This window comes from Mesorhizobium sp. WSM4887 (assembly GCF_029625865.1).
Classification (GTDB): Bacteria; Pseudomonadota; Alphaproteobacteria; order Rhizobiales; family Rhizobiaceae; genus Mesorhizobium.
Genome location: NZ_JARTVP010000002.1, coordinates 718,400 through 745,233 on the forward strand (window position 1 = coordinate 718,400; position 26,834 = coordinate 745,233).

General features: G+C 64.6%; 23 protein-coding genes. 12 read left to right on the forward strand and 11 right to left on the reverse strand.

The window, feature by feature from the left end; all coding sequences use genetic code 11:
• Positions 1-48: 48 nt before the first annotated feature.
• The 4 genes from P9230_RS11890 to P9230_RS11905 all read right to left on the reverse strand — a co-directional run bounded on the left by P9230_RS11890 (position 49) and on the right by P9230_RS11905 (position 4,911).
• A complete protein-coding gene (locus P9230_RS11890; protein WP_095825758.1) occupies positions 49-1,659 on the reverse strand; it encodes an ABC transporter substrate-binding protein in 1,611 nt (536 codons plus the stop codon).
• Between the two features lie 63 nt (positions 1,660-1,722).
• Entirely contained in the window at positions 1,723-2,445 is a 723-nt protein-coding gene (locus P9230_RS11895) for an HAD-IA family hydrolase (protein WP_095801049.1), read from the reverse strand.
• Between the two features lie 238 nt (positions 2,446-2,683).
• Complete coding sequence (locus P9230_RS11900; RefSeq protein ID WP_095825756.1) at positions 2,684-4,057, reverse strand: aspartate aminotransferase family protein; 1,374 nt, start codon at positions 4,055-4,057, stop codon at positions 2,684-2,686.
• A gap of 14 nt (positions 4,058-4,071) precedes the next feature.
• Complete coding sequence (locus tag P9230_RS11905) at positions 4,072-4,911, reverse strand: GNAT family N-acetyltransferase (RefSeq protein WP_278119473.1); 840 nt, start codon at positions 4,909-4,911, stop codon at positions 4,072-4,074.
• Positions 4,912-5,230: 319 nt separating this feature from the next.
• On the opposite strand from P9230_RS11905, the gene P9230_RS11910 reads away from it, so the two are divergent.
• Together P9230_RS11910 and P9230_RS11915 are read left to right on the forward strand one after the other, a co-directional pair.
• Entirely contained in the window at positions 5,231-5,899 is a 669-nt protein-coding gene (locus P9230_RS11910) for a haloacid dehalogenase type II (RefSeq protein WP_127324506.1), read from the forward strand.
• 16 nt (positions 5,900-5,915) lie between these two features.
• Positions 5,916-7,190, forward strand: a complete 1,275-nt coding sequence (locus P9230_RS11915) for an FAD-binding oxidoreductase (RefSeq protein ID WP_067327467.1) — start codon at positions 5,916-5,918, stop codon at positions 7,188-7,190.
• A 13-nt stretch (positions 7,191-7,203) separates the two neighbouring features.
• On the opposite strand, the gene P9230_RS11920 is transcribed toward P9230_RS11915, so the two are convergent.
• The 6 genes from P9230_RS11920 to argE form a co-directional block, all read right to left on the reverse strand.
• Positions 7,204-8,661 carry an NAD-dependent succinate-semialdehyde dehydrogenase gene (locus P9230_RS11920; RefSeq protein ID WP_127324505.1) on the reverse strand — a complete coding sequence of 486 codons (1,458 nt, stop codon included), beginning with the start codon at positions 8,659-8,661 and terminating at the stop codon, positions 7,204-7,206.
• A gap of 18 nt (positions 8,662-8,679) precedes the next feature.
• Positions 8,680-9,723, reverse strand: a complete 1,044-nt coding sequence (locus P9230_RS11925) for a tartrate dehydrogenase (RefSeq protein WP_127324504.1) — start codon at positions 9,721-9,723, stop codon at positions 8,680-8,682.
• 10 nt (positions 9,724-9,733) lie between these two features.
• Entirely contained in the window at positions 9,734-11,197 is a 1,464-nt protein-coding gene (locus P9230_RS11930) for an aldehyde dehydrogenase (RefSeq protein ID WP_278119127.1), read from the reverse strand.
• 148 nt (positions 11,198-11,345) lie between these two features.
• On the reverse strand, positions 11,346-11,699 hold the full coding sequence (locus P9230_RS11935; RefSeq protein ID WP_067328000.1) for a cupin domain-containing protein: 354 nt from the start codon (positions 11,697-11,699) through the stop codon (positions 11,346-11,348).
• A gap of 23 nt (positions 11,700-11,722) precedes the next feature.
• The gene (locus P9230_RS11940) at positions 11,723-12,646 is read right to left on the reverse strand and encodes a glyoxylate/hydroxypyruvate reductase A (RefSeq protein WP_127324502.1); all 924 of its coding nucleotides are present in this window, start codon (positions 12,644-12,646) and stop codon (positions 11,723-11,725) included.
• A 13-nt stretch (positions 12,647-12,659) separates the two neighbouring features.
• Positions 12,660-13,784 carry an acetylornithine deacetylase gene (gene argE / locus P9230_RS11945; protein ID WP_095825749.1) on the reverse strand — a complete coding sequence of 375 codons (1,125 nt, stop codon included), beginning with the start codon at positions 13,782-13,784 and terminating at the stop codon, positions 12,660-12,662.
• 252 nt (positions 13,785-14,036) lie between these two features.
• On the opposite strand from argE, the gene P9230_RS11950 reads away from it, so the two are divergent.
• Positions 14,037-14,939, forward strand: coding sequence for a GNAT family N-acetyltransferase (locus tag P9230_RS11950; protein ID WP_067327482.1), 903 nt, complete (start codon positions 14,037-14,039; stop codon positions 14,937-14,939).
• 52 nt (positions 14,940-14,991) lie between these two features.
• Here P9230_RS11950 and P9230_RS11955 read toward each other — a convergent pair whose 3' ends face one another.
• Positions 14,992-15,885 (reverse strand): LysR substrate-binding domain-containing protein, encoded by an 894-nt coding sequence (locus P9230_RS11955; protein ID WP_095801130.1) that lies wholly within the window; start codon positions 15,883-15,885, stop codon positions 14,992-14,994.
• Between the two features lie 167 nt (positions 15,886-16,052).
• Here P9230_RS11955 and P9230_RS11960 point away from each other — a divergent pair, with 167 nt between their 5' ends.
• The 9 genes from P9230_RS11960 to P9230_RS12000 are packed head-to-tail and all read left to right on the forward strand — an operon-like array spanning position 16,053 to position 26,771.
• Complete coding sequence (locus P9230_RS11960; protein WP_278052837.1) at positions 16,053-17,453, forward strand: MmgE/PrpD family protein; 1,401 nt, start codon at positions 16,053-16,055, stop codon at positions 17,451-17,453.
• The gene (locus tag P9230_RS11965; RefSeq protein ID WP_278119130.1) at positions 17,443-18,684 is read left to right on the forward strand and encodes an FAD-dependent oxidoreductase; all 1,242 of its coding nucleotides are present in this window, start codon (positions 17,443-17,445) and stop codon (positions 18,682-18,684) included. The genes P9230_RS11960 and P9230_RS11965 overlap by 11 nt, the downstream gene beginning before the upstream one ends.
• 2 nt (positions 18,685-18,686) lie before the next feature.
• Positions 18,687-18,944 carry a sarcosine oxidase subunit delta gene (locus P9230_RS11970; RefSeq protein WP_066989149.1) on the forward strand — a complete coding sequence of 86 codons (258 nt, stop codon included), beginning with the start codon at positions 18,687-18,689 and terminating at the stop codon, positions 18,942-18,944.
• Positions 18,941-21,790 (forward strand): 2Fe-2S iron-sulfur cluster-binding protein, encoded by a 2,850-nt coding sequence (locus P9230_RS11975; RefSeq protein ID WP_095825746.1) that lies wholly within the window; start codon positions 18,941-18,943, stop codon positions 21,788-21,790. Before P9230_RS11970 ends, P9230_RS11975 begins: the two co-directional genes overlap by 4 nt.
• Positions 21,791-21,792: 2 nt before the next feature.
• Entirely contained in the window at positions 21,793-22,392 is a 600-nt protein-coding gene (locus P9230_RS11980; RefSeq protein ID WP_095801037.1) for a hypothetical protein, read from the forward strand.
• On the forward strand, positions 22,389-23,306 hold the full coding sequence (locus P9230_RS11985; RefSeq protein WP_278119134.1) for a dihydrodipicolinate synthase family protein: 918 nt from the start codon (positions 22,389-22,391) through the stop codon (positions 23,304-23,306). Before P9230_RS11980 ends, P9230_RS11985 begins: the two co-directional genes overlap by 4 nt.
• A gap of 1 nt (position 23,307) precedes the next feature.
• The gene (locus P9230_RS11990; protein ID WP_278119136.1) at positions 23,308-24,276 is read left to right on the forward strand and encodes a D-2-hydroxyacid dehydrogenase; all 969 of its coding nucleotides are present in this window, start codon (positions 23,308-23,310) and stop codon (positions 24,274-24,276) included.
• A 13-nt stretch (positions 24,277-24,289) separates the two neighbouring features.
• Positions 24,290-25,834 (forward strand): trimethylamine methyltransferase family protein, encoded by a 1,545-nt coding sequence (locus P9230_RS11995; protein WP_278119138.1) that lies wholly within the window; start codon positions 24,290-24,292, stop codon positions 25,832-25,834.
• A 34-nt stretch (positions 25,835-25,868) separates the two neighbouring features.
• The gene (locus P9230_RS12000) at positions 25,869-26,771 is read left to right on the forward strand and encodes an SMP-30/gluconolactonase/LRE family protein (RefSeq protein WP_164763720.1); all 903 of its coding nucleotides are present in this window, start codon (positions 25,869-25,871) and stop codon (positions 26,769-26,771) included.
• Positions 26,772-26,834 lie beyond the last annotated feature (63 nt).

A 26,834-nucleotide genomic window follows, 5' to 3' on the forward strand; every position in this document is an offset into this window, starting at 1 on the left:
CGCAATGCAGTGCAGGGGACCGGCTGACCGGTCCCCTACAGGCGCCTCTTAGGCTTCGAGCCAGAGGTATTCCGCCATTGCGTACCCCATCATGCCACCGAGCGGGTTCGCCTCCAAACCCTTCACCTTGCTGGAGAGGGCATCGACGTTGGAGATGTAGGCCGGGATGATGGTGCCTGCTTCCTCGGAGATCATGGTCTGCATCTGCCCGTAGATCTCCTTGCGCTTGGCCTGGTCGAGGAGGCCGCGCGCCTCGACGAGCAGCTTGTCGAACTTCTCGGACTTGTACTGGCTTTCGTTCCAGGGCGCGTTGGAGGCGTAAAGCAGCGAGAACAGGATGTCCGGCGTCGGGCGCGGATTGATGTTGCCGAAATGGACAGGCGCCTTGAGCCAGTAATTGTCCCAGTAGCCGTCGGATGGGACCCGCTGAACGTCGAGCTTCATGCCGATTTCCGCGCCGGCGGCCTGGATGATGACCGCCATGTCGATCGACGAGGTCGCGGCGTCCGAGGCGACCACCGGAATGGACTGGCCGAGCAGGCCCGCCTTCTTGAAGTGGAACTTCGCTTTGTCCGGATCGAAAGTCTTCGGCTTGAGGTCCGCATTGTGGAAGATGTTCGCCGGCGAGACGGGCTGGTCGTTGCCGATTTCGCCGAGGCCGCGCAATGCCGATTTCACGATCTGCTCGCGGTTGACGAGGTATTTCATGCCGGTCACGAAATCGGCCTTGCTGCCCGGATCCATGTCGAGCCGGATGTTGAGGTCCGTATAGTTGCCCGAGGTCGTCTTCGACAGTTCGAAGCCCTGCTGGCTCTGCAGCAGCTTCATTGCGCGCGGATTGATCGCGGCAGCAAAATTGATATCGCCGGAAAGCAAGGCGTTGACCCGGGCGCTGTCGTCGCTGATGGCGATGAATTCGAAGGAGTCGAGATAGGGCTTGCCCGACTTCCAGTAGTTCTTGTTCTTGGTGACGACCGAACGGACGCCCGGTTCGAACGTCTGCAGCACGAAGGCGCCTGTGCCGTTGCCCTTGGAGAAGTCGGTGGTGCCGTCGGCCACGATCATGAAGTGGTGCAGCGCCAGGATGGTCGGAAGGTCGGCATTCGGATCGGCCAGGGTGATTTCGACCGTCGATTTGTCGACCGCCTTGAAGCCGGTCATCTGTGCGGCGATCTTGGCGACCTTGGAGCCGACCGCCTTGTCGAGATGGCGCTTGAGCGAGAAGACGACGTCGTCAGCCGTCAGGTCCTTGCCGTCGTGGAAGGTGACGCCCTTGCGCAGCTTCACCGTCCAGGTCTTTGCGTCTTTGCTGTCGATGCTTTCGGCCAGTTCCATCTGCGTCTTGCCATCCTTGTCGAGGAAGGTCAGACGGTTATAGAGCGAGCAACACCGGACATAGTCGGTGGAGAGCGATGCCTTTGCCGGATCGAGCGTGTCGGCCGTCGATGACGACCAGCCGGCCGCCTTGAAGTTTCCGCCGGAGACCGGCGTGGCGGCGACGGCCTGCGTGGCACGGCCAAGCACAACGCCGCCCGCGGCAACCGCGGCGCCGCCCGCCAGCAGCATTTTGAGGAGTTCGCGGCGGCTCGCGCCTCGCCGGATGGCGTTTTCGACCATCGCATCGTCTGCTCCGGTCCAGTTGGTGATCTTGTCGGTCATGTCATTCCCCTTTCGTTGGTTGGTCAGGACGCGCGTCTTGCTGCGGCTTTTCCGGGCTTGGGTTCAGGTTCGTTCTTTCATGCTCTCCCGCACGGCCGCCGCAAACGCGGCCATCGAGGTGAAGTGGTAGTCCGGCACGGTGAAGCGCTCGGGCTCGATCGTGCCGCCATAGCCCTTCTGGGCATGACGGCGCTCGATCCAGCAGTTGGTCATGCCGAGCGCCCGGGATATGCCGATGTCGTGATGCTGGCTTTGTGCGACGTGCAGGATGTCGTCCTTGCTGTCGCCGCGCGACGCCACGAAATCGAAGACCTTCTGGAAAAAGGCGGGATCCGGTTTTTCCGTGCCGGTATCGTCGGCGGTGAAGGTGGCAAAAAAGGGCGATCCGAGCTGCTTCTCGAAATGGTCGAGAGCCCAGCGCCGGGCATTGGTCATGGCAATCAGCTTATGAGACGTCGCAAGGTCGGCCAGCGCCGCCCTGCTGTCGGAGAAGCCCTGCCAGACGCTGGCCGAATCCCGCAGGCGGGCGCCGTATTTCTCCTCGGCCGGCAGGCCGAGCCGCGGTGCGATGACCGTGTAGACACGTACGAGATCGTCGGGGAACAGATTGGCATCGGGCATGTAGCGGGCCTGCCGGTAAAGGGCCAGCGCTTCTTCGCCGTCGATTGAGACACCGGCCTCCGCAGCGATCTCGGCCAGGCAGGTCGTTATGCCGCCTTCGAAGTCGATCAGCGTGCCGACCACATCGAAGGTCATGTATTTGAATTCGCTAAAGCCCCTGGCCAAGACTGGCTCTCCTCTGCGCGCGGCCGAATTACTGATGCTGAACAGAACAAAATTCCGTGCTGTCCCGGGCGTCGGCCTTTTTCAAAAGCCCGGAAATCCGGGCTTTCTGGCCTTGTCTTAAAAAGCAGTCTGGCACTTCCCCCGCGCTGGATTCGCCGAAAAGGCGCGAGGTAGCGGCACAAAATTGCGAAATCGTCTGCCGCGGCGATATTTCGAGATGCCAAAAATGCGTCGCCCTTCATGCAAGCGCCCGGCGGACATCGGCGTCGTCCAGCGTCTGGTCCAGCGTGCGGCGCGTGCGCTCGATGATCGCATCGATGTCGCCGTCGGTGCAGCAGAGCGGCGGGGCGTAGCCGAGAACCCCATGCGCGAAGGCGCGGATGATCAGGCCGTTGTCCCAGGCCCTGTCGAAGACGCGCCGCGCCGGCATGGCCGAGGCTGGAAGCGGCGTTTTCTTCTTTTTGTCGACCACCAGTTCGATCGCGGCGAGCATGCCGCGACCCCGCACATCGCCGACCAATGGATGGTCGCTTAAGGCAGACAGGCCCGCTATCAAGCGCGCGCCCGCCCTGGCGCCGTTCTCCAGAAGGCCTTCCTCATAGAGCTTCAGCACCTCGAGCGCGACGGCGGCGCTGACCGGATGGGCGGAATAGGTGTAGCCGTGGCCGACGGCCGAGGCGCCTGCGCCATCGGCGATGACGTTATAGACATGATCGGCCATCAAGACAGCGCCCATAGGGACATAGCCTGAGGTCAGGCCCTTCGCGGTGGTCATGAAGTCGGGAACGATATCCTCCTCCGTGCAGGCAAACAGGGGGCCGGTGCGGCCGAAACCGGTGATCACCTCGTCGGCGATGAAGAGGATGCCGTATTCACGGCAGAGCTCGCGCATCGCCTTGATCCAGCCTTTCGGCGGGACGATAACGCCACCCGAGCCCTGGATCGGCTCGGCGTAGAAGGCGGCGACCCGCTCCGGCCCGACCTCCTCGATCTTCGCCTTCAGCGCGGCGAGCGATGCGGCGATGATCGCGTTCGGGTCATCGCCAACCGGATTGCGATAGGGATAGGGCGAGGGGATCTTGTGCTGCCATTCGAACGGAATGCCGAAACCGGCATGAAAGGCGGGCAGGGCGGTCAGGCCCGCGCCGACCACCGACGATCCGTGATAACCCTGCTCAATGGAAATAAACTGGTCGCGTTCAGGCTCGCCTCTGGCATTCCAGTAGTAGCGGACGAACCGGATCGTGCTGTCGACCGCGTCCGATCCCCCGAGAGTGAAATAGACGTGATTGAGATCCCCGGGCGCCCGGTCGGCCAGCTCCGAGGCGAGCCGGATGGCGGGCTCCGAGCCGAGATCGAAATAGGCGGTGGCGTAGGGCAACTCGCGCATCTGCCGGGCCGCCGCCTCGACGATGCTGTCGTGACCATAGCCGGCATTGACGCACCACAGTCCGGCGAAGCCGTCGAGAAGTTGCCGGCCGGACGCATCGGTCACGGTAGCACCCTTCGCCGATTTCAGCACCCGCACGCCGAGCGCCTCATGGCCGCGATATGAGGCGACCGGATGGATGAGATGGGCGCGGTCGAGTTCGATCAGGGAATTGGCGAGCATTGTTGTCCTCCGGACTATCCGAGCGCCTGGTTGGCGAGGGCGTAAACTTTTGGCCTGGCCTGTTCGGCCCCATTCTTGGCCGGACGGTCCATAGCGACGCCGCCCCCGACATGAGCAAGGCCGATTTCTCCGAGCCAGCCGGCGATGCGGGTCCTGCTTTCGGTATCCACGCGCAGGAAAGCGCCAGGGCGAGACGCGGCGAAAAAGCTGATCAGGGCCTTGGCGTCGTCTGCATTTCCCGCGATGACGGGGCCGATCACCTCGCCGCGTCCGAACGGGCGGATTGCGGCATAGGCCGCGATGACGCCACTGCGGCGGATGACTGCGAATTCACCCCGCTCGGCCAGCGCATCGATCAAAGCTTCTCGGTCGGCGCCGTAGGCGTCACGGTCCAGGGCCTTGATTTTCCGCAGGTCGTGGGTGCCCGCGGCTTCCACACCGCCGGGAGCCTCAAGCGCTGCCACCTGGCCCTGATGCTGAAGAATCGTGCCCGAGGGCACGAAGCCAAGCTTCTCATAAAGGGGCATGCCTTCGGTCGTGGCGACGAGCCGCAGCGGACGGTCGCCGGCAAGGGCGATGGCCCGTTCCATGAGCCGGCGCCCGAGCCCTTTGCCTCGCGCGTTCCTGTCGACGATCACCATGTTGATCATGGCGCAATCGGCACCGTAAGCCGTTACCAGGATTGTCCCTGCGACCCGGCCCTGGTCGTCGAGCGCAACCGCGCCGCTCGAAAGCTGCAGCGCCATCTGCCAATCCTGCGGGCGATGCGGCCAATTCTCCTGCCGAGATAGCCCGACTGCACCCTCGATATGATCCGGCCCGAAGTCCTGGAGTTCGATCTCGCCTTGCTGCATGATGCACCTTTCAGTCTGACCCCAAGTCTCGATCATCAGTGCGCCCCAGATCGTCTGAAGGTCTCGACTACGGCGGTATCATTCGCCGTTGCTGAGGGGGTGCGCCGCATCTTGTGCTGGCCCCTATGGAACTGGATGCGTTTAGCGCCTCGACCGGCGGCATCCTTCGACGCTCAAGATGCTACAGCGTGCCAAACGGAACCGCGGATACGGAACTTTCTGCTTTCGGCAGCCGCTTTTCGGTCAAGTGGGTCGCTTCCTGCCGGCCTATGATGAAAGATGTCCCAACACGGATGTGCTTCCACGGAGATCGACGGATATGGCTTCTTTTAGGCCCAAATACATCACCTTCGACTGCTACGGCACGTTGACCAATTTCCAGATGGCCGAGGCGGCGCGTGACCTCTATGGCAGCCAGCTCGACGAGCCGCGCATGCAGGCGTTCATTAAGAACTTCGCGGCTTACCGGCTCGACGAGATCCTGGGCGACTGGAAGCCCTATGCCGACGTCGTCCACAACGCGCTCGAGCGCGCCTGCAAGCGCAACGGCGTCTCCTTCAGCCCGGACGACGCCACGATGGTCTATGAGCGTGTCCCGACCTGGGGGCCCCACGCGGACGTTCCAGCCGGCCTGGCGAAGGTTGCCAAGGAGATTCCGCTGGTCATCCTCTCCAACGCCATGAACGCGCAGATCATGTCCAATGTCGAGAAGCTCGGCGCGCCATTCCATGCCGTCTACACGGCCGAACAGGCGCAGGCCTACAAGCCACGCTTCAAGGCTTTCGAATACATGTTCGATAGGCTGGGCTGTGGTCCGGAGGATGTTCTTCACTGCTCGTCCTCCTTCCGCTACGACCTGATGTCGGCGCATGATCTCGGGATCAAGAACAAGGTCTGGGTCAATCGCGGCCACGAGCCGGCCAACCCCTATTACGGCTATGTCGAGATCGCCGACATTTCCGGTCTTCCGGGCGTGGTCGGGCTTTGAAACTGACGGATTGCAAATGAAGCTGGTCTCCTACTGGCACGACACCGCTCCAGTTTTTTCCGGCGGGGCGCAAGGCCCGGTCGAGGGACACTACGACGCCGCCATCATCGGCGGCGGCTTCACCGGCCTCGCCGCCGCCCGCCAACTGGCGAAGGCCGGCGCCAAGGTGGCGGTGCTGGAAGCAGAGCGGGTCGGCTGGGGTGCGTCGGGACGCAATGGCGGGCACCTGAACAACGGCCTCGCCCACAGCTATCTTTCGGCCAAGGCGGAACTCGGCAAGGAGCGCGCGATCGCGCTCTACCGGGCGCTGGACGATTCCGTCGACACGATCGAGGCGCTGGTCGCCGAGGAGGGTATCGACTGCAACTTCCGCCGCTCCGGCAAGCTGAAGCTCGCCTCCAAGCCGCAGCATTTCGAAGCGATCGCCCGTAACTTCGAGGCCGTCCATGCCGAGGTGGATCCGGATACGGCGCTGCTGTCGCCGAACGATCTCAAATCCGAGATCGGCTCGCCCTTCCATGGCGCGATGCTGTCGAAGAAGAGCGCCATGATGCATATGGGCCGCTACGTGGCCGGGCTGGCGACGGCCGCGGTTCGCCATGGCGCCGTCATCCACGAGAATGCGGCGGTGACGGATCATAGGCAGTCGGGCACGCGGCATCAGCTGACCACCTCCCGCGGCCGCATCAGCGCCGACAATGTGCTGGTGGCGACCGGCGCCTACACCACGCCGAATTTCGGCTATTTTCGCCGCAGGATCATTTCCGTCGGCAGCTTCATCATCGCCACGCGACCGCTGAGCGACGCCGAGATCGCCGCGACCATGCCCGGCAACCGGACATGCGTGACCTCGATGAACATCGGCAACTACTTCCGGCTTGCGCCGGACAAGCGCCTGATCTTTGGTGGCCGCGCACGCTTCTCGGCGACATCGGACCAGCGCTCCGATGCCAAGAGCGGACAGATATTGCGGGCAAGCCTCGCGGCGATCTTCCCGCAGCTCGCCAGGGTCGAGATCGATTATTGCTGGGGCGGGCTGGTCGACATGACCAAGGACCGCTTCCCGCGGGCCGGCTATCATGACGGGGTCTGGTACGCGATGGGCTATTCCGGCCACGGCGCGCAGCTTTCCACCCATCTGGGGATGATCATGGCCGATGCCATGCTTGGTCGCGCGGACCGCAATCCGATGAAGGGGCTCGAGTGGCCCGCCATTCCCGGCTATTCCGGCAAGCCCTGGTTCCTGCCGATGGTCGGTCTCTACTACAAGGCGCTCGACCGGATCCAGTGATCGGGGCTGGGGTTTAACCCAGCCCGCCCATGTGGAAGCTCTTCAGTTCCAGATATTCCTCGATGCCGGCCTGCGCGCCCTCGCGCCCGAGGCCGGACTGCTTGACGCCGCCGAAGGGGGCTATCTCCATCGAAACCGAGCCGGTGTTCAGACCCACCATGCCGAACTCCAGCGCCTCGCCGACGCGCCAGGCGCGCTTCAGGTTCTCGGTGTAAAAGTAGGAGGCAAGCCCGTAAGGTGTGCCGTTGGCAAGCGCGACCGCTTCCTCTTCCGTCTCGAAACGGAAAAGCGGTGCGACCGGACCGAAAGTCTCCTCGCTGGCGAGTTCCATTTCGTTTGTCGCACCGGCCAGCACCAGCGGGGCGACATATTGAGGACCCTCCGGCAGCACCGGCTTCTCGGTGACGATCGTCGCGCCTTTGGCAAGCGCGTCCTCGACGTGCCGATTGATTTTCTCGACCGCCGCCATGTTGATCATTGGGCCGATGGCGACACCGGGCTGCGTGCCCGGTCCCACCGTCAACGCATTGACGCGGGCGCTGAGCTTGGCGGAGAAGGCGTCATAGACTCCGGCCTGGACGAGAATGCGGTTGGCGCACACGCAGGTCTGGCCGCCATTGCGGAACTTCGACGCCAGCGCCCCCTCGACGGCGAGGTCGAGGTCGGCGTCGTCGAAGACGATGAAGGGCGCGTTGCCGCCGAGCTCGAGGCTGAGCCTTTTCACGCTGTCGGCCGCTCCGCGCATCAGCAGCGAGCCGACCCTGGTCGAACCGGTGAAGGAGATCTTGCGCACGGTCTCATTCGCCATGATCTCGTTGCCGATCTCGGCCGGCATGCCGGTGACGATGTTGATGACGCCGGCGGGAATACCCGCGCGTTCGGCGAGCACGCCGAGCGCCAACGCCGAATAGGGCGTGAACTCGGAGGGCTTGATCACCACCGTGCAGCCGGCGGCCAGCGCCGGCGCAACCTTGCGGGTGATCATCGCATTGGGAAAGTTCCAAGGCGTGATGATGCCGCACACGCCGACGGGTTCCTTCAGGACGATGATGCGGCGGTCTGATGTAGGCGAGGGGATGGTGTGGCCATTGATCCGGCGCGCCTCCTCGGCGAACCATTTGACGAAGGACGCTCCGTAGCGGATCTCGCCTTTGGCTTCGTCCAGCGGCTTGCCCTGTTCCGTGGTCAGGATCAGCGCGAGATCGTCCAGATGCTTAAGCATCAGACCATGCCAGGCCTCCAGCAGGGCGGCGCGTTCGGCGTGGGTCTTCTTTTTCCAATCCCGATAGGCGGAAGCCGCGGCCTCTATGGCCGCGCGGGCCTCCGGGCCGGCCATGTCGGGCACTGTGCCGATTGATATCTGTGTTGCCGGATCGATCACATCGACCGTTCTGCCGGAACCTGCCGCGACCCATCTGCCGCCGATCAGGCCGGCCTCGCGGAAGAGGCTTTTGTCTTTCAGGCTTTTCATGGAGAACGACCTCGCAAATCAGGTGAGCGCCGCGACAACGGCGGATGTGATGGCGTCCGTACGATCTTTGCCGGCCGTGGTTCCCACCCCTCCCGCCGTTGTCGCTTCGATCGCGTTCATGACGCCGCCGGCTGCGTCCTTTTCGCCCAGATGGTCGAGCATCATTGCGCCCGACCATATGGCGGCGATCGGGTTGGCGATGCCGAGGTGGGCGATGTCGGGCGCGGAGCCGTGCACGGGCTCGAACATGGACGGCGCCGAGCGGTCGGGGTTGATGTTGGCGGAAGCCGCGTAGCCGAGCCCGCCCTGGATCGCCGCGCCGATATCCGTCAGTATGTCGCCGAAGAGATTGGAAGCGACGACCACGTCGAGGCTCTGCGGATCCATGATCATGCGCGCAGCGAGCGCGTCGACGTGATAGCTGGTCACGTCGACGTCCGGATAGTCGGCGGCCAGCTTGCGCGTGATCTCGTCCCAGAACACCATTGAATATTTCTGCGCGTTGGACTTGGTGACGGAAGCCAGCCTGCCACGCCGCGCCCGTGCCTGCTCGAAGCCGAAGCGCAGGATGCGCTCGACACCGGCCCGGGTGAAGATCGAGGTTTCCACCGCGACCTCGTCCAGCGTGCCTTGATGCACACGCCCGCCGGCGCCGGAATATTCGCCTTCGGTGTTTTCGCGGATGCACAGAATATCGAAGCTCTCGGCCCGCAGCGGCCCCCTCACACCAGGCAGCAGCCGGTGCGGCCGGATATTGGCGTATTGCACGAATGCCTTGCGGATCGGCAGCAGCAGCCCGTGGAGAGAAACGGAATCAGGCACCTGCGTCGGCCAGCCGACGGCCCCGAGCAGGATGGCGTCGAAGCGGCGCAATGTCTCGATGCCGTCCTCGGGCATCATGCGGCCGGTTTCCTTGAAGAAACGACAGGACCATGGAAACTCGGTCCCAGTCAGGGCAAAGCCGGAGTGCTTGGCCACGGTTTCCAGCACCGTCCAGGCGGCGGCGGTCACATCGCGACCGATGCCATCACCGGGGATCAGGGCGATCGAGTAGGTCTTCATCGGCATCTCTTCACAGGCTGATCAGGACGCTCTTGGTCCTGCGGTTGGCGAGATAGGCCTCGCGGCCAAGGTCCTTGCCGATGCCGGAGCGCTTGTAGCCACCGGTCGGCAGGATGTGGTCGCGCGAGCGGCTGTAGCGGTTGACCCACACGGTGCCCGCTTCCAGCTTGCGCGCGAGACGGATTGTGCGAGACAGATCGGTGGTGAACAGGCCGGAAGCCAGTCCGTAGGTCGGATGGCTGGACAGCGCCAGCGCCTCGTCTTCGGCCTCGAAGGTCTGGACCGTCAGGACCGGGCCGAAGATTTCCTCGACGATCGCCGGATTGACCTGGTCGACATTGGCGATCAGCGTCGGTTCGTAGAAATAGCCGGGGCTGTCCATAAAGGTGCCGCCGGTCAGGCATTCGCCGCCGCCCTCGACCGCGGCCCGCACGATGGCGTCGACACGTCCCCGCTGCCGTTCCGATATGATCGGCGAATACTGCGTCGTCTCGTCCCAGGTCGGGCCGGGCTTCACCGCCTTCATCTTTTCCAGAATCGAGGCCGTCAGCTTGCCGGCCACACTCTTCTCGACGATCAGGCGCGTGCCGGCCACGCAGGCCTGGCCGGCATTGAAGGTGACGCTGCCGGCGATTGCGGCCGCCGCCTTGTCGAGATCGGCATCGGCAAAGACGAGCTGCGGGCTCTTGCCACCGAGCTCCAGCGTCATAGGCTTGACGCCGGTGCGGGCGACGTTCTCCATGATCGCCGAGCCGGCGCGGGTCGAACCGGTGAAGCTGACCTTGGCGATCTCGGGATGGCCGGTCAACGCCGTGCCGGTCGTGGGACCGTCGCCGAGCACCACGTTGACAAGTCCTGCCGGCAGGCCGGCTCTGACGGCGAGCTGCGCCAAATAGACGGTCGAGAACGGCGTCATTTCCGAAGGCTTCAGCACGACTGCATTGCCCGCAGCCAGCGCCGGGCCGAGTTTCCAGCCGGCCATCGAGATCGGAAAATTCCAGGGCGTGATCGCGGCCACGACGCCATAGGGTTCGCTCATGATCATGCCGAAACTGGCGTCGTCGGTCGGCGCGAGTTCGCTGCCTTCCTTATCGGCGAACTCGGCAAAGAAGCGGATCTGCTCGGCGGTCACGGCGATGTCGCCGGCGGCGAGCTGGCCCACGGGCCGGGTCGAGGACAGCGCCTCGATCCTGGCGAGCGTTTCGGCTTCCGCTTCCATCAAATCGGCCCAGGCGTGGAGCGCCCTGGTGCGCTCGCGCGGCCGGACGCCGCCCCAGTTGCTGGCTTTCAGCGCCGCTTTGGCACTTTCCACCGCCCGGTTCACCAAGTCCGCACCGGCCACGGGGCAGGCGGCATAGGACTTGCCGTCGGACGGACGGCGCATCTCGATCGCACCCTCGGCCGAAATCAGCTCTCCATCGATGAAGTGGCCGACGGGAAGCGAGATTGTATCGGGATCGAAGCTCAGGCTCATGGGCAACCACTCGGTAGCATCGGCCTCAGCCTAGCCCGTGCCGACACGCAGCATGCGCTGTTCGGCGATCCGCCGCCGACGAATGTTGCGTGCTGGGGACAAGAGACGGCAAAATCTTCCGCTCGGTCAGGGCCTGCGCGGGCGCTCGCTAGCCCACTGTGACGTAGATCTTGCGCACGGTCTCGATGGTCTTCCAAACACCCGTGAAGCCCGGCTTCATGACGAAGCTGTCGCCGGCCCGGTAGGTCACCGTTTCGCCGGCGTCGGGCGTGATTTCGACCACGCCGGCGAGGATATGGCAGAACTCGAAGGTTTCCCCCTTGATCGAGCGCGTTTCGCCGGGCGTGGCCTCCCAGACGCCGGTATGGACAAGGTCGTCCTTGGCCACGTCCTGCGCCCAGGTTTTGAAGGCGGGATTGCCGGCAATGAGCCGCTCCGGCAGCGCGGTCGATTCGCGGGGCGAAAAGCTCGGGTTGATATCGATGGACTTGAGCAAGGACAAAGGATGGCCTTTCCAGTTGAGTTTCAATAACCGCGCGACCGGTCGACGAGCCCGATGGGATCGAGCCCGGCGCGGTGGCGCTTGATGTTGTCGATGACGGCCTGGGCGGCGGTCACGGGTTGGGTCACGCTGGCTATGTGCGGAGTGAGGATGATCTTCGGATGCGACCAGAACGGATGTCCCGCGGGCAGCGGTTCGGGATCGGTCACGTCGATCATCGCCGACGACAAATGGCCGCTATCGAGCGCGGCGACAAGCGCTTCGTGATCGAGCTGCGGGCCTCGACCCGTATGAACGAGAGCCGCCCCGTCAGGCAGTTTCGCGAACAGGCCGGCGTTCAGAAATCCGCGCGTCTCCTCGGTCAGTGGCAGCAGGCAGATCAGTATGTCACTGGCCGCCAGCATCTGCTCCAGCCCAAGCTCGCCATGATAACAGGTCACCCCTTCGAGCCGCCGCGGGGAGCGGCTCCATCCGGAGAGCTGGAAGCCGAAAGGTTTCAGCCGGTCGAGGACGGCTTGGCCAAGCTGTCCGAGGCCGAGCACGCCGATCCGGCGCGACGCGGCTTGAGGCTGAGGGATGTCGCGCCATTCTCCGGCGCGCTGCTGCGCCAGATAGGCCGGCAAGTTGCGGTGGAGCGCAAGCACGGCGAGCGTCACATACTCCTGCATCATGCGCACGATGCCCTCCTCGACCATGCGCACGATCTTCACCGGCGCGGGCACCGCGTCGAAGCGGAACTGATCGACGCCGGCGCCGATGGAGAACAGGATTTCGAGGTTGGTGTAGCGGTCGAGGTTCTCCGGCACCGTCCAGGTGATCAGGTAGCGCACTGCGTCGGGATCGACCGTAGCGGCATCGATCGTGAAGGGGAGGTCCGGCAACTCCTTAGCGAAGGCCTCGGCGAAGATCGCGCCACGCCGCGCGTCGGAATTGAAGAGGAATGTCATTCCGGCTGCTCCTTCAGGCCGCGCATCGCGCGCCCAGCGCCTCGATCATCTGCTGGCAGGCGGCGAGCTCGCTGGCGAGAATATATTCGTCCGGCTTGTGGGCGCGCCCGATATCGCCGGGGCCGCAGATGATCGCATCGAGCCCGGAGCCTTGGTAAAGTCCGGCCTCCGTCCCGTAGCTGACGGCGGCTAAAGGCGCTTCGCCGGTCAATTCGCGCAGCAGTCCCGCCAGAGCCGAGTCTTGCGGCAGCGACAGCGCCGGATAGGCGCTAATCGGCTTCCATTCAACAACATAGCCTTGAGCGGCAAGAGCTTCAGCCCGCGCCTTGACCGGGGTGAGCAAGCCAGCCGGTTCGATGCCCGGTATTGCGCGCGCCTCCAGGTCGAGCGTGCAGCTGTCGGGGATGATGTTGACCGACTGGCCGCCTGCGATCACACCGGCCTGCAGCGAGGAATAGGCCGGCTCAAAGGTTGGGTCGGACGGGCCATGCATCAGCCGCTCCGCTTCACTCACGGCGGCGCTCAGCACATCGGACATCGCATGGATGGCGTTAAGCCCAAGATCCGGTCGCGAGGAGTGGCCGGAGCGGCCGCTGATGATTACGCGGGCGGCCGCCTTGCCCTTGTGGCCGCGCACGGCGCGCATGCCGCTCGGCTCGCCGACGATGACGCCGAGCGGCTTGGCGCAAAGCTCGGGCAGCCCGGCGATCAAATGCGGCACGCCCCGGCACCCGATCTCCTCGTCATAGGAGAAGGCGAGGTGGATCGGTCTGGCGAGGCGCAGCCGCACAAGCGCAGGCACGGCGGCGAGCGCGGCGGCGAGAAACCCCTTCATGTCGGTGGTGCCGCGTCCGTAGAGCCGTTCGCTCTCCCGGCGCAGCGAAAAAGGGGCCGAACTCCATTGCGGCTCGCCGGCGGGGACGACGTCCATATGGCCGGATAGGATGTAGCCCGGAACCTCGGCCGGGCCGATGGTGGCGAAAAGATTGAAACGGTCGCCCTCTGGCCCTGGGAGCAGGGTGACCTTCGCGCCTTGTTCGGCGAGATGAGCCTCGATCCAGCCGGCAATGTCGCCGTTCGGCTTGCCGGCGACCGACGGAAAGGCGACGAGACGGTCGAGGATGTCGAAGACGTCCATTCCAGCCCTCAAGGCATTCAGGGTTTTGCCGGCATCGAGCCGCATGCTGGTGAATTTCCGCAGAGGATGGGTGCGTTGCCACGCGATTGCATGCCGAAAGCGGAAGTGTTTCAGTTGAATCTTGCGTTGGTGCACGGCTTTCGAGCAAATCCTGTGGGGTTTGCTTGTCTAGCGTTGGCGGGCACGGGGCAGCGGTCTGCTCGCCCGTTGATTTTTGAGGGTTCTTTATTTTTGAGGGTTTCTTTCAGGGCCATGGAAGTGAAGCCGTCCGAGAGCTTGAAAATCGATGCCTTCTCCATGCGTATCGGCGACGTCCAAGATGTCGACCTGGAGAGGTTGCACGCGCTCTCCCTGTCGGTGGGATGGCCGCATCGCGCCGAGGATTGGCAATTCCTGCGTGAATCGGGCCAAGGCTTCGTGGCGCTCGATGAGATCGGCCGGGCTCTCGGTTCGGCCATGTGGTTCCCGCACGGCGCCAATTTCGCCACCTTGGGGATGGTCATCACCTCGCCGCGGCTTCAGACGCAGGGGGCGGCGCAATGGCTGATGAAGCGGATCTTCGACAGGATCCCCGGGCGCGATCTGCGCCTCAATGCAACCCGTGCTGCGCGGCGGCTTTATCTCTCCCTCGATTTCCAGCCGGAGAAGACCGTCTATCAATGCCAGGGCATCGCCCGCGTGCCGACAGCGGGCCGGCCGACGGAGGCGCACGGTAGCGTCCGGACGTTGGACGCGGGCGATGTTGCGGCAGCGATCGCGCTGGACGCGGCGGGATTTGGCGTGAGGCGCACAGCGCTCGTTGAAAAGCTCTTCGGGCAATCGGCCGGCTATGGGCTTTTCGACGGGAACAAGCTGACCGCTTTTGCCCTCTGCCGACCGTTCGGACGGGGCCATGTCATAGGGCCGGTGGTGGCGGGAAGCGACCCCGACGCCCTGGCGGTCGTCAGGCCGCACGTGGCCGACCATTCGGGATATTTCCTCAGGATCGACACGCACATGGACAATGGCGAGTTCGCCGCCTTCCTGTCGCACAGCGGAATGCCGGTCTTCGACACGGTGCTGACCATGTCGAAGGGCAAATGCCTCGCCGATTTTTCCGACGGCGGCTCGGCTAGGCCGAAGACCTATGCCTTAGCAAGTCAGACCCTCGGGTAGTTGTCTTCGGATTGCTTCCTTCCCCCGGACGGATGGTTGCCGAGCCGTCAGCCTAAACGGCTTCTACATGGGCGTTGGCTCGTTCCATGATCCACCCTCTGACGGTCCTCACCACGCTGCCTTTCGAGAGCTGGCTCTCCGAAAGATAATAGGTCCATGGACTGGCGGCTCGCACGGGGAAAGGCTCTACCAGAAGCCCGCGGCTGATATAGGTTCTCGCCAGCGAATATTGCGTGGCGACGCAGCCCGCGCCCATTGCCGCCAGTTCCAGCGCAATGTTCGAGGCGTTCGTGGTGATGCCTTTCTCATAATCCGAAATGTCGATCTGCAGCGCGTCGCCCATGCATTGCCAATATTCTTGGCGGCCATGCACGAAGATCCAGTCGACGTTGAGGATATCGCGCGGCGAGCGCAGCCCTTTCGGGCCGGACAGCAGGCCGGGTGCGCAGAGGATGGCGAGCTGGTCGTTCCACAGCGGAACGCCACTCGGCGGGCGGTCGTCGAAGCGGCGGGTCGAGATGGTGATGTCGGCGATCTGCTCGCTGAGGTCTTCCCAGATCGTGCCGTGCAGAACGACCTCGATCTCCGGATGGATTTGCCGGAACGCCGCCATGCAGCCGGCCAGCCAGTTTTCGGCCAAGCTCATCGGGCAGGAGATGACGACCGTCCTGTTGCGCGAGGAGGCGACGATCGCCTCCGTGGCGTGATCGATCTGGTCGAGCGCCTGCCGCAGCGTAGGCAGGAAGGCCTCGCCCATTTCGGTCAGCTTCAGGCTGCGCGGATAGCGCACGAAGAGCTGCCGGCCAAGATAGTGTTCCAGCCCCCGCACATGATTGCTGACCGCCGCCTGGGTGTAGCCGAGCTCGCTGGCAGCGAGGGTGAAGCTGAGATGCCGCGCCGAACACTCGAACGAGCGGATATAGTTCAGTGGGGGTGGCGGCTTCATGCGATCGCTCCTTGGCGAAGCGAAAACTAGACCGGCTTCGTTGGCCTCTGCAATCGCCTTGACCCCGATTTTTTTGTGCGATGGCGCCAAACTAATTACGTGCCTGGCCCATGAGACCAAATTATTCGTAGTTATCTTGGAGCGATCGGGACGCGAAAGGTGGCGCCATGGACCAGCGGACGGCGGAAGGTGAGTCTGCTTCCACCGTATTTGCCCGTGTTGCCGACTTCGTGCTGCGCAGGTCGGCCGGCGCGTTCCCGCGCGACGTTCTGAAATCGGCAGCCCTCCAGTTCCTCGACACGATGGGCATTGCCATCGCCGCCGGCCCGATGCAGGCCGGACAAATCGCGCGCGATGCCGCGGTTATGCTCTACGGTTCCGGCGCCGACCGGCACGCGGCGAGGATGATCTTCGACGGCAGGCGCGCCAGCATGGCCGGCGCCGCCTTCGCGGCGGCGACCCAGACCGACAATCTCGACGGCCATGACGGTTACCCGCCGACCAAGGGGCACATCGGCGTGGCGGTTATCCCGGCGCTGCTTGCGCTCGCAGAAGAAAAGCCTGAGTTGACCGGCCCCGAGGCGCTGGCCGCGATCGTCGTCGGCTATGAGATCGCGGGGCGGGCCGGCATTGCGCTGCACGCAACCGTCTCGGACTATCACACCTCCGGCGCGTGGAATTCTCTTGGCGTGGCGGCGGTCGCGGCCCGCCTGCTTTCGCTTGACGACGATCAACTGCGCCATGCTTTCGGCATCGCCGAGTATCACGGGCCGCGCAGCCAGATGATGCGCGAGATCGCAACGCCGACCATGCTTCACGACGGCTCAGGCATGGGGGCGCTGGTCGGGCTGTCGGCCGCCGTGCTTGCCGAAGCGGGTTTCGCCGGCGCGCCGGCCATCACGGTCGAGGCGCCGGAGGTCGCGGCACATTGGGATGACCTCGGCCTGTTCTGGCAGATGACCCGGCAATACATAAAACCCTATCCGGTCTGCCGCTGGGCCCATGCGGCGATCGACGCGACGCGCGCGCTTTGCCTGCAGCATGGGCTTCGGCCGGAAGACATACGCAAAGTCCATGTCAACAGCTTCCACTATGCGGCGACGCTGTTTGCCGGCATGCCGGACACGACATCAAAGGCGCAGTACAGCCTGCCCTTCGCCGTGGCCACGATGATCCACTATGGTCGAATCGGCGTGGAGCACATTTCGGGCTCGGGTCTGCGCGATGCCGCCGTCGCGGATATGCTGAAGCGCGTCGAGGTGAACGAGGCGGCGAAGCACAGCGACCGTTTCCCCGCCGGGCGCTGGGCCGACGTGCAGATCGAGACGGTTGACGGCCGGCGGCTGGAGTCCGGAGATGTCCACGCACGCGGCGGCCCCGAAGCCCCGTTCAGCGAAGACGATATCGTCGCCAAGTACATGGAGTTTGCGTCGCCCGTTCTCGGCTCGACCAGGGCCGCCGCGATCCGGGACGGTATTCTCGGCCTGACCGACGCCGACCACCGGTTTTCCGAGGTGACCGCTCTGGTCTACGATCCTCCTGGCGGCCAGGGCAGCCATGCCGCTTAGGCTTCTCAAATACGGGCTTAGCCGCGACTATCCGGTGACGGGCGACATTCCTGCGACGCCTGAGCTGAAGCCGTCCTATGACGTGGTCATCGTCGGTGGCGGCGGGCATGGCTTGGCCTGCGCGCATTATCTGTCGAAATACCATGGTATCGCCAGCATCGCGGTGCTCGAAAAAGGCTATCTGGCCGGCGGCAATACCGCACGCAACACCACGACGATCCGCTCCAATTACATCACCCAGGAAGGCGTCGCCTTCTACAAGGAAGGCGTTTCGCTCTTCGAAGCGCTGTCGCAGGAACTCGACTTCAACGTCATGTTCTCGCAGCGCGGCCAGCTGACGCTCGCACACACGGAAGCGACGCTGCGCGCCTTCCATCTGCGCGCCGAGATGGGCAAGCATATGGGCACGCGCACCGAGGTGATCGACGCAAAAGAGGTCGAGAAGCTGGTGCCCGAACTCAACATGGATCGCGGCGGCGCGCTCGAGATCCTCGGCGGCCTCTGGCATGCCGATGGCGGCACGGCCCGCCACGATGCGGTTGCCTGGGGCTTCGCCGCGCAGGCCTCGCGCCGCGGCGCCGAAATCCACCAGCGCACCGAAGTTCAAGGCTTTGAGGTCGAGACCGGTCGGGTGCGCGCTGTGGTGACGAACCGCGGACGGATCGCCTGCGGCTCCGTGCTCATCGCCGCCGGCGGCATGAACTACGATGTCGCCATGATGGCCGGCGTGGAACTGCCGATCCGCTGCTACCCCTTGCAGGCAATGGTGACGCAGCCGCTGAAGCCCTGGCTGCACACGCTGGTCTCGTCCGTGTCGCTGCACACCTATCTGGTGCAATCCTCGCGCGGCGAGATCGTCATCGGTGGCGGCTCGGATCCGTACCAGCTCTATTCGACCCGCTCGACGCTGGACATGAAGGAGCATCTGGCGGAAGGCGCCGTGCATCTCTTTCCCTTCCTGCAAAGTGTGCGGCTGCTGCGGCAATGGGCCGGCATCACCGACATGACGCCGGACTACAGCCCGATCATGGGCGCCAGCCCTCTCGCCAATCTGTGGCTCGATTGCGGCTGGGGCACCTGGGGCTTCAAGGCGACTGCGGTCGCCGGCAAGCGCATGGCGGAAACCATCGCCAGGGGCCGGGTTCCCGACCTGCTGAAGCCGTTTGCGCTGGAGCGCTTCGAGAAGTTCCGACTGCTGAACGAAATGGGCGCCACGGCGGCGAGCCACTGACCATGAAGCTGCTTGACTGCCCCATGAACGGCCCGCGCAACATCGACGAATTCCAGTCCTTCGGTCCGCTGCGGCAGGCGCCCGATGCGGATGCTGCCGCCGACGCTGAGTGGGCAAGGCATCTCTTTCGCGCGGACAATCGAAAAGGTGTAGTGGTCGAGTGGTGGCGGCACGTGCCGAGCAACTTCTTCTTCCTCGCCGAGCGCGACGTCGTCACCAACGAAATCATCCGCACCTATGCGCCTGGGAGCCGGCCATGACGCGGCTTGGCACGCCATACGGCTCGCGCCTCGACCGGACGCGGCCTGTCCGCTTCACCTTCGAAGGCAAGGCTTATCATGGCTTTGCCGGCGACTGCATCGCCAGCGCGCTGGCGGCCTCGGACCAGTGGGTCCTGTCGCGCTCGTTCAAATACCACCGGCCGCGCGGCATCATGACCATGGCCGGCGCGGAAGCGAACACGCTGGTGCAATTGCCGTCGGAGCCGAATGTTCCCGCCGACCTGACGCCGCTCCAGGACGGCATGATGGTGACGGCGCAGAACGTCAACGGCTCGCTGGAAAACGACCGCGATGCGGTGATCGACCGCTTTGGACGTTTCCTGCCGGTCGGCTTCTACTACCGCACCTTCATGGGTCCGAGACAGGACAGCTGGCTCCGCTTCTGGGAGCCGATGATCCGTCGCAAGGCGGGGCTCGGGATCGTCGACGTCAAGGCGCCGCATCTGAGTTTCGACAAGGCGCATCTTCACTGCGACCTGCTGGTCGTCGGCGCGGGGCCGGCGGGTCTATCGGCTGCGATCTCGGCCGCACAAGCCGGCGCCGACGTGCTGTTGTGCGACGACAATCCCGAAATTGGCGGTTCGCTGACCTATCGCCGCTGCGATCCGGGCATATTGTTCAGTCTGGCAGCCAAGGCAGCCAAGCTCCCCAATCTGCGCATCATGACCGGCACCATCTGCAACGGCTGGTATGAGGACAATTGGCTGCCGCTGATCCAGGGCAACCGGCTCTACCGAACCCGCGCCCGCGAGGTTGTCCTGGCGACAGGCGCCATCGAGCAGCCGGCGGTGTTCCGCAACAACGATCTGCCTGGCATCATGGCCGGCGGCGCCGTGCAACGATTGCTCCGCCATTACGCGGTGCAGCCTGGCCGGCGGGCAGTCGTGCTGGCCGCCAATGACGATGGCTACGACTCCGCGCTGGATCTGGTCGAGGCTGGCGTCGAACTGGCCGCGATCGTCGATCCTCGGCCAAATGCCGGCGACCGCGCCGGTGAGCTTCGGGCCAGGGGGATAGGGATCCTCGCAGGCGCACCGATCGAGGAAGCGTCCGGGACGCGCGGCAACAAGCATGTGACGCGGGTCCGCATTGGCAGCCGCTGGATCGACTGCGATCTCGTGGCGGTCTCCGTCGGCTCGGTGCCTGCCTGGCAGTTGCCCTGCCATGCGGGAGCGATAGTTGGCTACGACGATGCGACGGCGCGAATGACGCTCAGTCTGCCGGTGGGCGCGGCCGTCCGGCTGGCAGGCGCCGTTGCCGGCAAATCGCGGTTGCAGTCTGCGATGGCCGACGGCCGCCGCGCCGCGCGCGAGGCTCTGGAGCGGCTCGGCCACGGCGATCCTCCTGACGTGCAGAACGAATGCGAGCCCGAGCCAGCTGCCTGGGCACAACCGCTCGCCGGCAACGCAAAAGGTCGCGACTTCGTCGATTTCGATGAGGATCTGCAGGTCAAGGACCTGCGGAATGCGGTCAAGGAAGGCTATCGCGAACTCGAACTGGTGAAGCGCTTTTCCACCGTCGGCATGGGGCCTAGCCAGGGCCGCCATTCGGCGCTCGCCACGGCGCGGATCGTCGCCGAAGCGACGGAGCGTGGGGTTGGCGAGGTGGGCGTCACCACGGCGCGGCCGCCGACCGGACCGGAGAAGCTCGGCGTGCTCGCCGGCCATCACGAGCCGTTGGAGCGGCGCACCGCGCTGCATGCGCGCCATCTCGCACTCAACGCTCGCATGAAGCCGATCGGTGCCTGGTGGCGGCCGTATTTTTACGGGCCGGAAGACCGGATAGACCGCCTGGTCCGCGAAGAGATCGCCGCGGTCCGCAACGGCGTCGGCATGCTCGACGTGTCGACTTTGGGCAAGCTGGAGATCCGCGGTCCTGACGCCGGCGCCTTCCTCGATCGGATGTACACGATGGCGCATGCCAACCAGTCCGTCGGCCGCGTCCGCTACTGCCTGATGCTCAACGAGATGGGCACGGTTATCGATGACGGCGTCGCCTATCGTCTCGCCGATGACCTGTTCTACGTCACCGCGACGACCGGCGCCGTCGCCCGCGTGCAGGCCGACATGCTGTTCTGGAATGCGCAGTGGCGGCTGAAGGTCGACGTGCTCAACGTCACGGCAGCATTTTCCGGCATGAACGTCACCGGCCCGAAGGCGCGTGAGGTCTTGCAGGCGCTAGATGGCGACATCGATTTCTCGCGCGATGCTTTCCCCTATCTCCACGGGCGCGAAGGCATGCTGGCCGGCCTGCCGGTGCGTGTGATGCGGATCGGCTTCACGGGCGAGGTGAGCTACGAGCTGCACTGTCCTTCGAGCTATGCGGTCGCGCTGTGGGACGCTTTGTCCGAGGCCGGCAAGCCGCATGGCTTGCGTCCCTATGGACTCGAGGCCTCGCGCATGCTGCGGCTTGAAAAGGGGCATATCCTGATCGGCCAGGATACCGACGCGCTGACCACGCCCAACGAGCTCGGTTTCGGCTGGGCGGTTTCGAAGAAGAAGCCCTTCTTCATCGGCAAGCGGTCGATCGAGATGCGGACGAGGCTTGGCGAAAGGCGCCGGCTCGTCGGCCTCTCTTTCGAGGGTGCAAGCAATATCCCCGGCGAGTCCTGCCTGGTGCTGCGCGGCGGCAACCCGGTTGGGCAGATCACTTCGATTGGCTTCTCGCCAACGCTTGGCCACACAGTCGCGCTGGCCTATGTCCATATCGACGACGCTGCTCCCGGCAGCAAGGTCACGGTGAAGTGTCGCAGCGGCGAATTGGTGCAGGTGCCGGTGATCGGTCACGCCTTCGTCGATCCGCAGAACGTCCGGCAGGAGATGTAACGATGGCCGGTCTTGCCATGCGGACATTTCCCCTGTCGCCGAACGGCTCGGCCGCTGAAGCAGTTCTGCCAAATGGGCAGCTGATAGTGACCGATCTGGCGGCCCGATCGCGCTTCGGCATCAAGGGTCCGGGCAGTTCAGCCTGGCTCGAAGCGCAGGGTCTCTCCTTACCGCCCGTCAATCGCATCGCCATACAGGGCGGCGTCAGGCTGCTAAGACTTGGCAGCGAAGATTTCCTGGCGATTGACGATATAGGGGCCGGTGGCGCCGCCGCAAAGCTTATAGCCGACTGGCAGGTCGAGAAGGACCCGCGCGGCTATTGGTCCTGGCGCGAGGAGGGCTGGAGCTGGATGCGACTTTCCGGCCAGTCGGCAGAAGCGGTGATGGCGAGGCTTTGCGCACTGGACCTCAGGCCTGCCCGTTTTGCCGATGACGAGATCGCGCAGACGCGCGTCGCCCATCTCGAAGCCGTGCTTGTGCGCAGCGTGGGGGGCTTCGACATCTTCTTCGACATCGCCTCGACAGCATTCTTTATCAGAACAGTCGACGCGGCGGCGCAGCTCGCCGACGGCGACACGACGACCCGGGAGAACCATCGATGAACAGCGTACAAGGCGTCATTGCGCCCATCCTGACGCCCTTCGACAAAGACGGCAGCGTCGCCCGCGATCTGTGGGTCAACCATGCGAAATGGGTGCTTGCTCAGGGCGCGCATTACCTTTCGCCGTTTGGGACGACCGGCGAGGCGCTGTCGCTGTCGCCGCGCGAACGCATGCAAGCCCTGGAGTGGCTGGCCGAGGCCGGCATCCCGGCCGATAAGATGATGCCCGGCACAGGCTTGACCGCGCTGCCCGAGACGCTCGAACTGAGCCGGCATGCCCTGGAACTCGGCTGCGCCGGCGTCATGGTGCTGCCTTCGTTCTTCTACACCGCGGCGGGCGATGACGGGCAGGCGCGCTACTATTCGGAACTGGTCGAGAAAGTCGCCAGCCCGAAGCTCAAGCTGATCCTCTATCACATCCCGCAGAATTCCGGGGTGCCGGTATCGCCGGCGCTGACGGCGCGGCTCAACGCGGCATTTCCCGAAACCGTTGTCGCCTACAAGGACAGTGCCGGGAACTGGGACAACACCGCCGCCGTGATCGCGGCGGCGCCCAACGTCTCCGTCTTCCCGAGTTCCGAGGGCCAGCTTACCCAAGGCCTGGCCGCCGGCGCGGCGGGCTGCATTTCCGCTTCCGTGAACCTCAACGCCAGGGCTATCCGCGCCGTCTACGACGGCGCGCGCGCCGGCCGCGACGTCTCGGCCGCCGATGCCGCCATAAAGGAATTTCGAAAGGCGGTTCAGACCGCCGGGCTGATCGGCGGCATGAAAGCGGCACTTGCCGTGCGCTCCGGCGACCAGCGCTGGCTCAATCTGCGCGCGCCGCATGAGAACACCAGCCCGCAGGCAGGCAAGGCTTTGCTCGAGACGCTGGGTCCTCTTGCCGATCACATTCCAGGTCCGAGGCGGGGCTGAAATGTCCGCGCGGCCAACAATCATCGTCAGCAGCGACGCGCCGGACGGGCCGATTGCGGTGCTGGCGGAAACCCATCCCGACCTCAGGGTGCTTGGCTGCGGCAGCTATGAGGCGCTTCCCGATCTGATTGCGGACACCGGCCCCGAGGTGGTGTTCACCATCAAATTCGACCGGGGATCGCGCTATCCGCGTGCGGCGCTGGTCGAGAGCCCAACCGTGCGCTGGGTTTCGGTCGGCGGCTCCGGCACGGATCACCTGCGCCCCTGGAATCCGACAAAGGTGACGATAACCAATTCGGCCGGCGTCGCCGCCGACATGATGGCCGAATATGTCTTCGGCGCGATGCTTTCCTTCTCGCTCGGCCTGCGCGGCTTCGCGCGCGAGCAGGCTGCCAGGAGTTGGACGGCCGGCAAGGTCGAGCCGATCCAGGGCAAGACGCTGCTGATCCTTGGGCTCGGCAAGACGGGGCAGGCGGTCGCCATCCGGGCCAGGGCCTTCGGCATGACGACCCTGGGCGTGCGCGCCAGCCCGAAACCGACCGACCACATCGATGAGGTGCACGGCATGGCCGACCTGCCCAGCCTGTGGAGTCGTGCCGATTTCATCTTGTGCGCCGTGCCACTGCTCGAAAGCACACGTGGCATTGTGGGCAGCGAAGCCTTCTCGGCGATGAAGCCTTCGGCGGTGCTGATCGACGTTTCCCGCGGCGGCGTCGTCGACGAGGCGGCGCTCCTTGCGGCGCTCGACGGTGGCCGGATCAAGGGCGCGGCGCTCGACGTCTTCGCCGTCGAGCCGCTGCCGCCGGCGCATCCGCTGTGGGGCTACGAGAACGTGATCGTCACGCCGCATTGCTCGTCCGTCTACGACGGCTGGGATGTGAAGTCGGCACGCATGTTTGCCGAGAATCTCACCCGCTACCGGCGTGGCGAGCCTTTGGCGAATGTCGTCGATCCGGGACGCGGCTATTAAGGAGGACAGGCCGATGACAGCGCATGACAGGCGAAGCGGCGGACGGCGCACCAGAGCGGCCGGGCGCAGTGGCGGCGGCATTGCGCAACTGCCCTGGCAGCGCGTCACAAACCCCTACGCGCCGATGCAGATCCTCGACGAGGAGCAGATGGACAAGCTCCACCGGACCTCGATGCGTATTTTGTCCGAACTCGGCATCCGCGTCATGGGCGAGAAGGTGCTGGGTATCTTCGAGGCCGCGGGCGCCATCGTTGATCGGGCCGAGAACACGGTGCGGATCGACGAGAGTATCGTCAGAGAAGCGCTTAGGAACGCGCCATCGTCCTTCTCGCTAAGCTCGCGCAATCCGGACAAGCAGATCCGCATCGGCGGCAATTCGCTGGTGTTCGGGCTGGTCGCCGGGCCGCCCAATGTGCATGACCGCATCAACGGCCGCCGGCAGGGCAATCTGGCTGACTATGAGAACTTCATCCGCCTCGCGCATCATTTCAACGCCATCCATATCATCGGCAACCAGGTGGTGGCGCCTATGGAGCTGCCGGCGAATTCGCGCCATCTCGACACCTATCGCGCCAATCTCACGCTGTCGGATCTGAGCTTCCATTGCTCGGCGATCGGCCGCGGCCGCGCCATGGATAGCATCGCCATGACGGCGATCGCACGCGGCACGACCATCGAGGCACTGCGCAATTCGCCGGGGGTCACGACGATTATTTCCGTCAACTCGCCGCGCCTGTTCGACGAGGCGATGGCCGAAGGCCTGATCGCCATGGCCGAGCACGGCCAGCCGGTGACGATCACGCCCTTCACCCTGATGGGCGCCATGACCCCGGTGACGCTGGCCGCGGCTCTTGCGCAGCAGAATGCCGAGGCCCTGTTCGGCGTGACGCTGACGCAGCTGGTCAATCCCGGCACGCCGGTGATGTATGGCGCCTTCACGTCCAATGTCGACATGCGTTCCGGCGCGCCTGCCTTCGGCACGCCGGAGAACGCCAAGGCCAACATCGTCGCCGGACAGCTGGCGCGGCGCTATAACCTTCCCTACCGCACCTCCAATGCCAATGCCTCCAATGTCGTCGACCTGCAGGCGGCCTATGAGACCGAGATGGCGACCTGGGGCGCGGTGCTCGGCGGCGCGAACCTGATCTATCACGCCGCCGGATGGCTGGAGGGCGGGCTGACAGCCTCCTACGAGAAGCTCGTCCTCGACGTCGAGATCCTGCAGAACATGATGGAGTTCCTGCGGCCGGTGCCGTTCGAGGAGGACGACCTCGGCTTCGAGGCGATCAAGGCCGTGCCGACCGGCGGACATTTCTTCGGGTCGGAGCACACCATGGCGCGCTACGAGACCGCCTTCTACCGGCCGATGCTGTCCAATTGGCAAAATTACGGCAGCTGGCAGGAAGCGGGCGGCCACGATGCGCTGGAGCGGGCGACGCAGCTCTGGCAGCAGGCACTCAGCGACTACGAGGAACCGGTTATGGATCCAGCCATCCGCGAGGAGCTGGACGCCTATGTGGCGCGCCGCAAGGAGGAGATCGGCGCCGGCGAGCCCTAAGCGCCTGGAGTTCAACGAAAGAAAGGGGAAGCGCATGACAAGACAGCATTTGCTGGGCACAGTGTTAGCCCTCGCTCTTACCGCATCGGCACACGCCGCGAACGTCAAGGTGATCAATGACGACGCTTGGTTCGCCGAGGGCCCGATCTGGTACCAGGACAAGCTCTTCTACGTCGAATACGGCCGCGGCACTGTGGACGTTTGGGACGGCAAGAAGAACGCGATTTTCTGGAAGATGGATGGCTGCGGCCCTTCGGCCGTGCTGCCGACCGCGACGGGCGAATTCGTCGTCACCTGCTACGACAACAACACGATCGGCCGCATCTCGGCCGACGGCAAGACGCTGCCGGCCTACGACAAGGACACCGACGGCAAGCCGTTCAGCGGCCCCAATGATTTCGCGCCGGACAAGGAGGGCGGCATCTACTTCACCGGCTCCGGCAAGGGCGGTCCGCTGATCGACGCGTCGGCCTACTACATCGGCAAGGACGGCAGCGTGAAGAAGGTGGCTGGCGACCTGCACAATGCCAATGGGCTGGTCATGTCGAACGACGGCAAGATGCTCTACCTGGTCGAAACCGAGGACAACCGCATCATCGAGTTCGATGTCGGGGCCGATCACAGCTTGAGCAACCGTCGCGTCTTCCTTCGGCTCGACGATCTGTTCCCGAACCAGCCGCATATCTGGCCGGACGGCATCAAGATGGACAAGGCTGGCGAGATGTATATCGGCCAGAGCCCGCGCTCGCTCGACGCGCCGGGCAAGATCATAGTGGTGGACAAGGACGCCAAGCTCTTGCGCACGCTTTCGGTGCCGTCGCCGTCCATGCCGAACTTCGCCTTCGGGCCCGATGAAAAGGAGCTTTACGTGATGGCCCTCGACCAGATCGATGCAGCACCTTGGCACGGCAAGGTCTACGAAGTGCCGAATAAGTAGCTGCGATCGTCGTGATCGTCGGATAGGAAGGAGGCCGGCCGCTTTGCAGCCAGCCTTTGCTTT

What these genes read in the sequence shown, in the direction of transcription:
- P9230_RS12000 (WP_164763720.1), top strand. Translation starts at nt 25,869, where the DNA reads ATGACAAGACAGCATTTGCTGGGCACAGTGTTAGCCCTCGCTCTTACC.
- P9230_RS11940 (WP_127324502.1), bottom strand. Translation starts at nt 12,646, where the DNA reads ATGACATTCCTCTTCAATTCCGACGCGCGGCGTGGCGCGATCTTCGCC.
- P9230_RS11990 (WP_278119136.1), top strand. Translation starts at nt 23,308, where the DNA reads ATGTCCGCGCGGCCAACAATCATCGTCAGCAGCGACGCGCCGGACGGG.
- P9230_RS11975 (WP_095825746.1), top strand. Translation starts at nt 18,941, where the DNA reads ATGACGCGGCTTGGCACGCCATACGGCTCGCGCCTCGACCGGACGCGG.
- P9230_RS11960 (WP_278052837.1), top strand. Translation starts at nt 16,053, where the DNA reads ATGGACCAGCGGACGGCGGAAGGTGAGTCTGCTTCCACCGTATTTGCC.
- P9230_RS11900 (WP_095825756.1), bottom strand. Translation starts at nt 4,057, where the DNA reads ATGCTCGCCAATTCCCTGATCGAACTCGACCGCGCCCATCTCATCCAT.
- P9230_RS11910 (WP_127324506.1), top strand. Translation starts at nt 5,231, where the DNA reads ATGGCTTCTTTTAGGCCCAAATACATCACCTTCGACTGCTACGGCACG.
- P9230_RS11925 (WP_127324504.1), bottom strand. Translation starts at nt 9,723, where the DNA reads ATGAAGACCTACTCGATCGCCCTGATCCCCGGTGATGGCATCGGTCGC.
- P9230_RS11985 (WP_278119134.1), top strand. Translation starts at nt 22,389, where the DNA reads ATGAACAGCGTACAAGGCGTCATTGCGCCCATCCTGACGCCCTTCGAC.
- P9230_RS11930 (WP_278119127.1), bottom strand. Translation starts at nt 11,197, where the DNA reads ATGAGCCTGAGCTTCGATCCCGATACAATCTCGCTTCCCGTCGGCCAC.
- P9230_RS11890 (WP_095825758.1), bottom strand. Translation starts at nt 1,659, where the DNA reads ATGACCGACAAGATCACCAACTGGACCGGAGCAGACGATGCGATGGTC.
- P9230_RS11920 (WP_127324505.1), bottom strand. Translation starts at nt 8,661, where the DNA reads ATGAAAAGCCTGAAAGACAAAAGCCTCTTCCGCGAGGCCGGCCTGATC.
- P9230_RS11915 (WP_067327467.1), top strand. Translation starts at nt 5,916, where the DNA reads ATGAAGCTGGTCTCCTACTGGCACGACACCGCTCCAGTTTTTTCCGGC.
- P9230_RS11970 (WP_066989149.1), top strand. Translation starts at nt 18,687, where the DNA reads ATGAAGCTGCTTGACTGCCCCATGAACGGCCCGCGCAACATCGACGAA.
- P9230_RS11980 (WP_095801037.1), top strand. Translation starts at nt 21,793, where the DNA reads ATGGCCGGTCTTGCCATGCGGACATTTCCCCTGTCGCCGAACGGCTCG.
- P9230_RS11995 (WP_278119138.1), top strand. Translation starts at nt 24,290, where the DNA reads ATGACAGCGCATGACAGGCGAAGCGGCGGACGGCGCACCAGAGCGGCC.
- P9230_RS11905 (WP_278119473.1), bottom strand. Translation starts at nt 4,911, where the DNA reads ATGCAGCAAGGCGAGATCGAACTCCAGGACTTCGGGCCGGATCATATC.
- P9230_RS11965 (WP_278119130.1), top strand. Translation starts at nt 17,443, where the DNA reads ATGCCGCTTAGGCTTCTCAAATACGGGCTTAGCCGCGACTATCCGGTG.
- P9230_RS11955 (WP_095801130.1), bottom strand. Translation starts at nt 15,885, where the DNA reads ATGAAGCCGCCACCCCCACTGAACTATATCCGCTCGTTCGAGTGTTCG.
- argE (WP_095825749.1), bottom strand. Translation starts at nt 13,784, where the DNA reads ATGGACGTCTTCGACATCCTCGACCGTCTCGTCGCCTTTCCGTCGGTC.
- P9230_RS11950 (WP_067327482.1), top strand. Translation starts at nt 14,037, where the DNA reads ATGGAAGTGAAGCCGTCCGAGAGCTTGAAAATCGATGCCTTCTCCATG.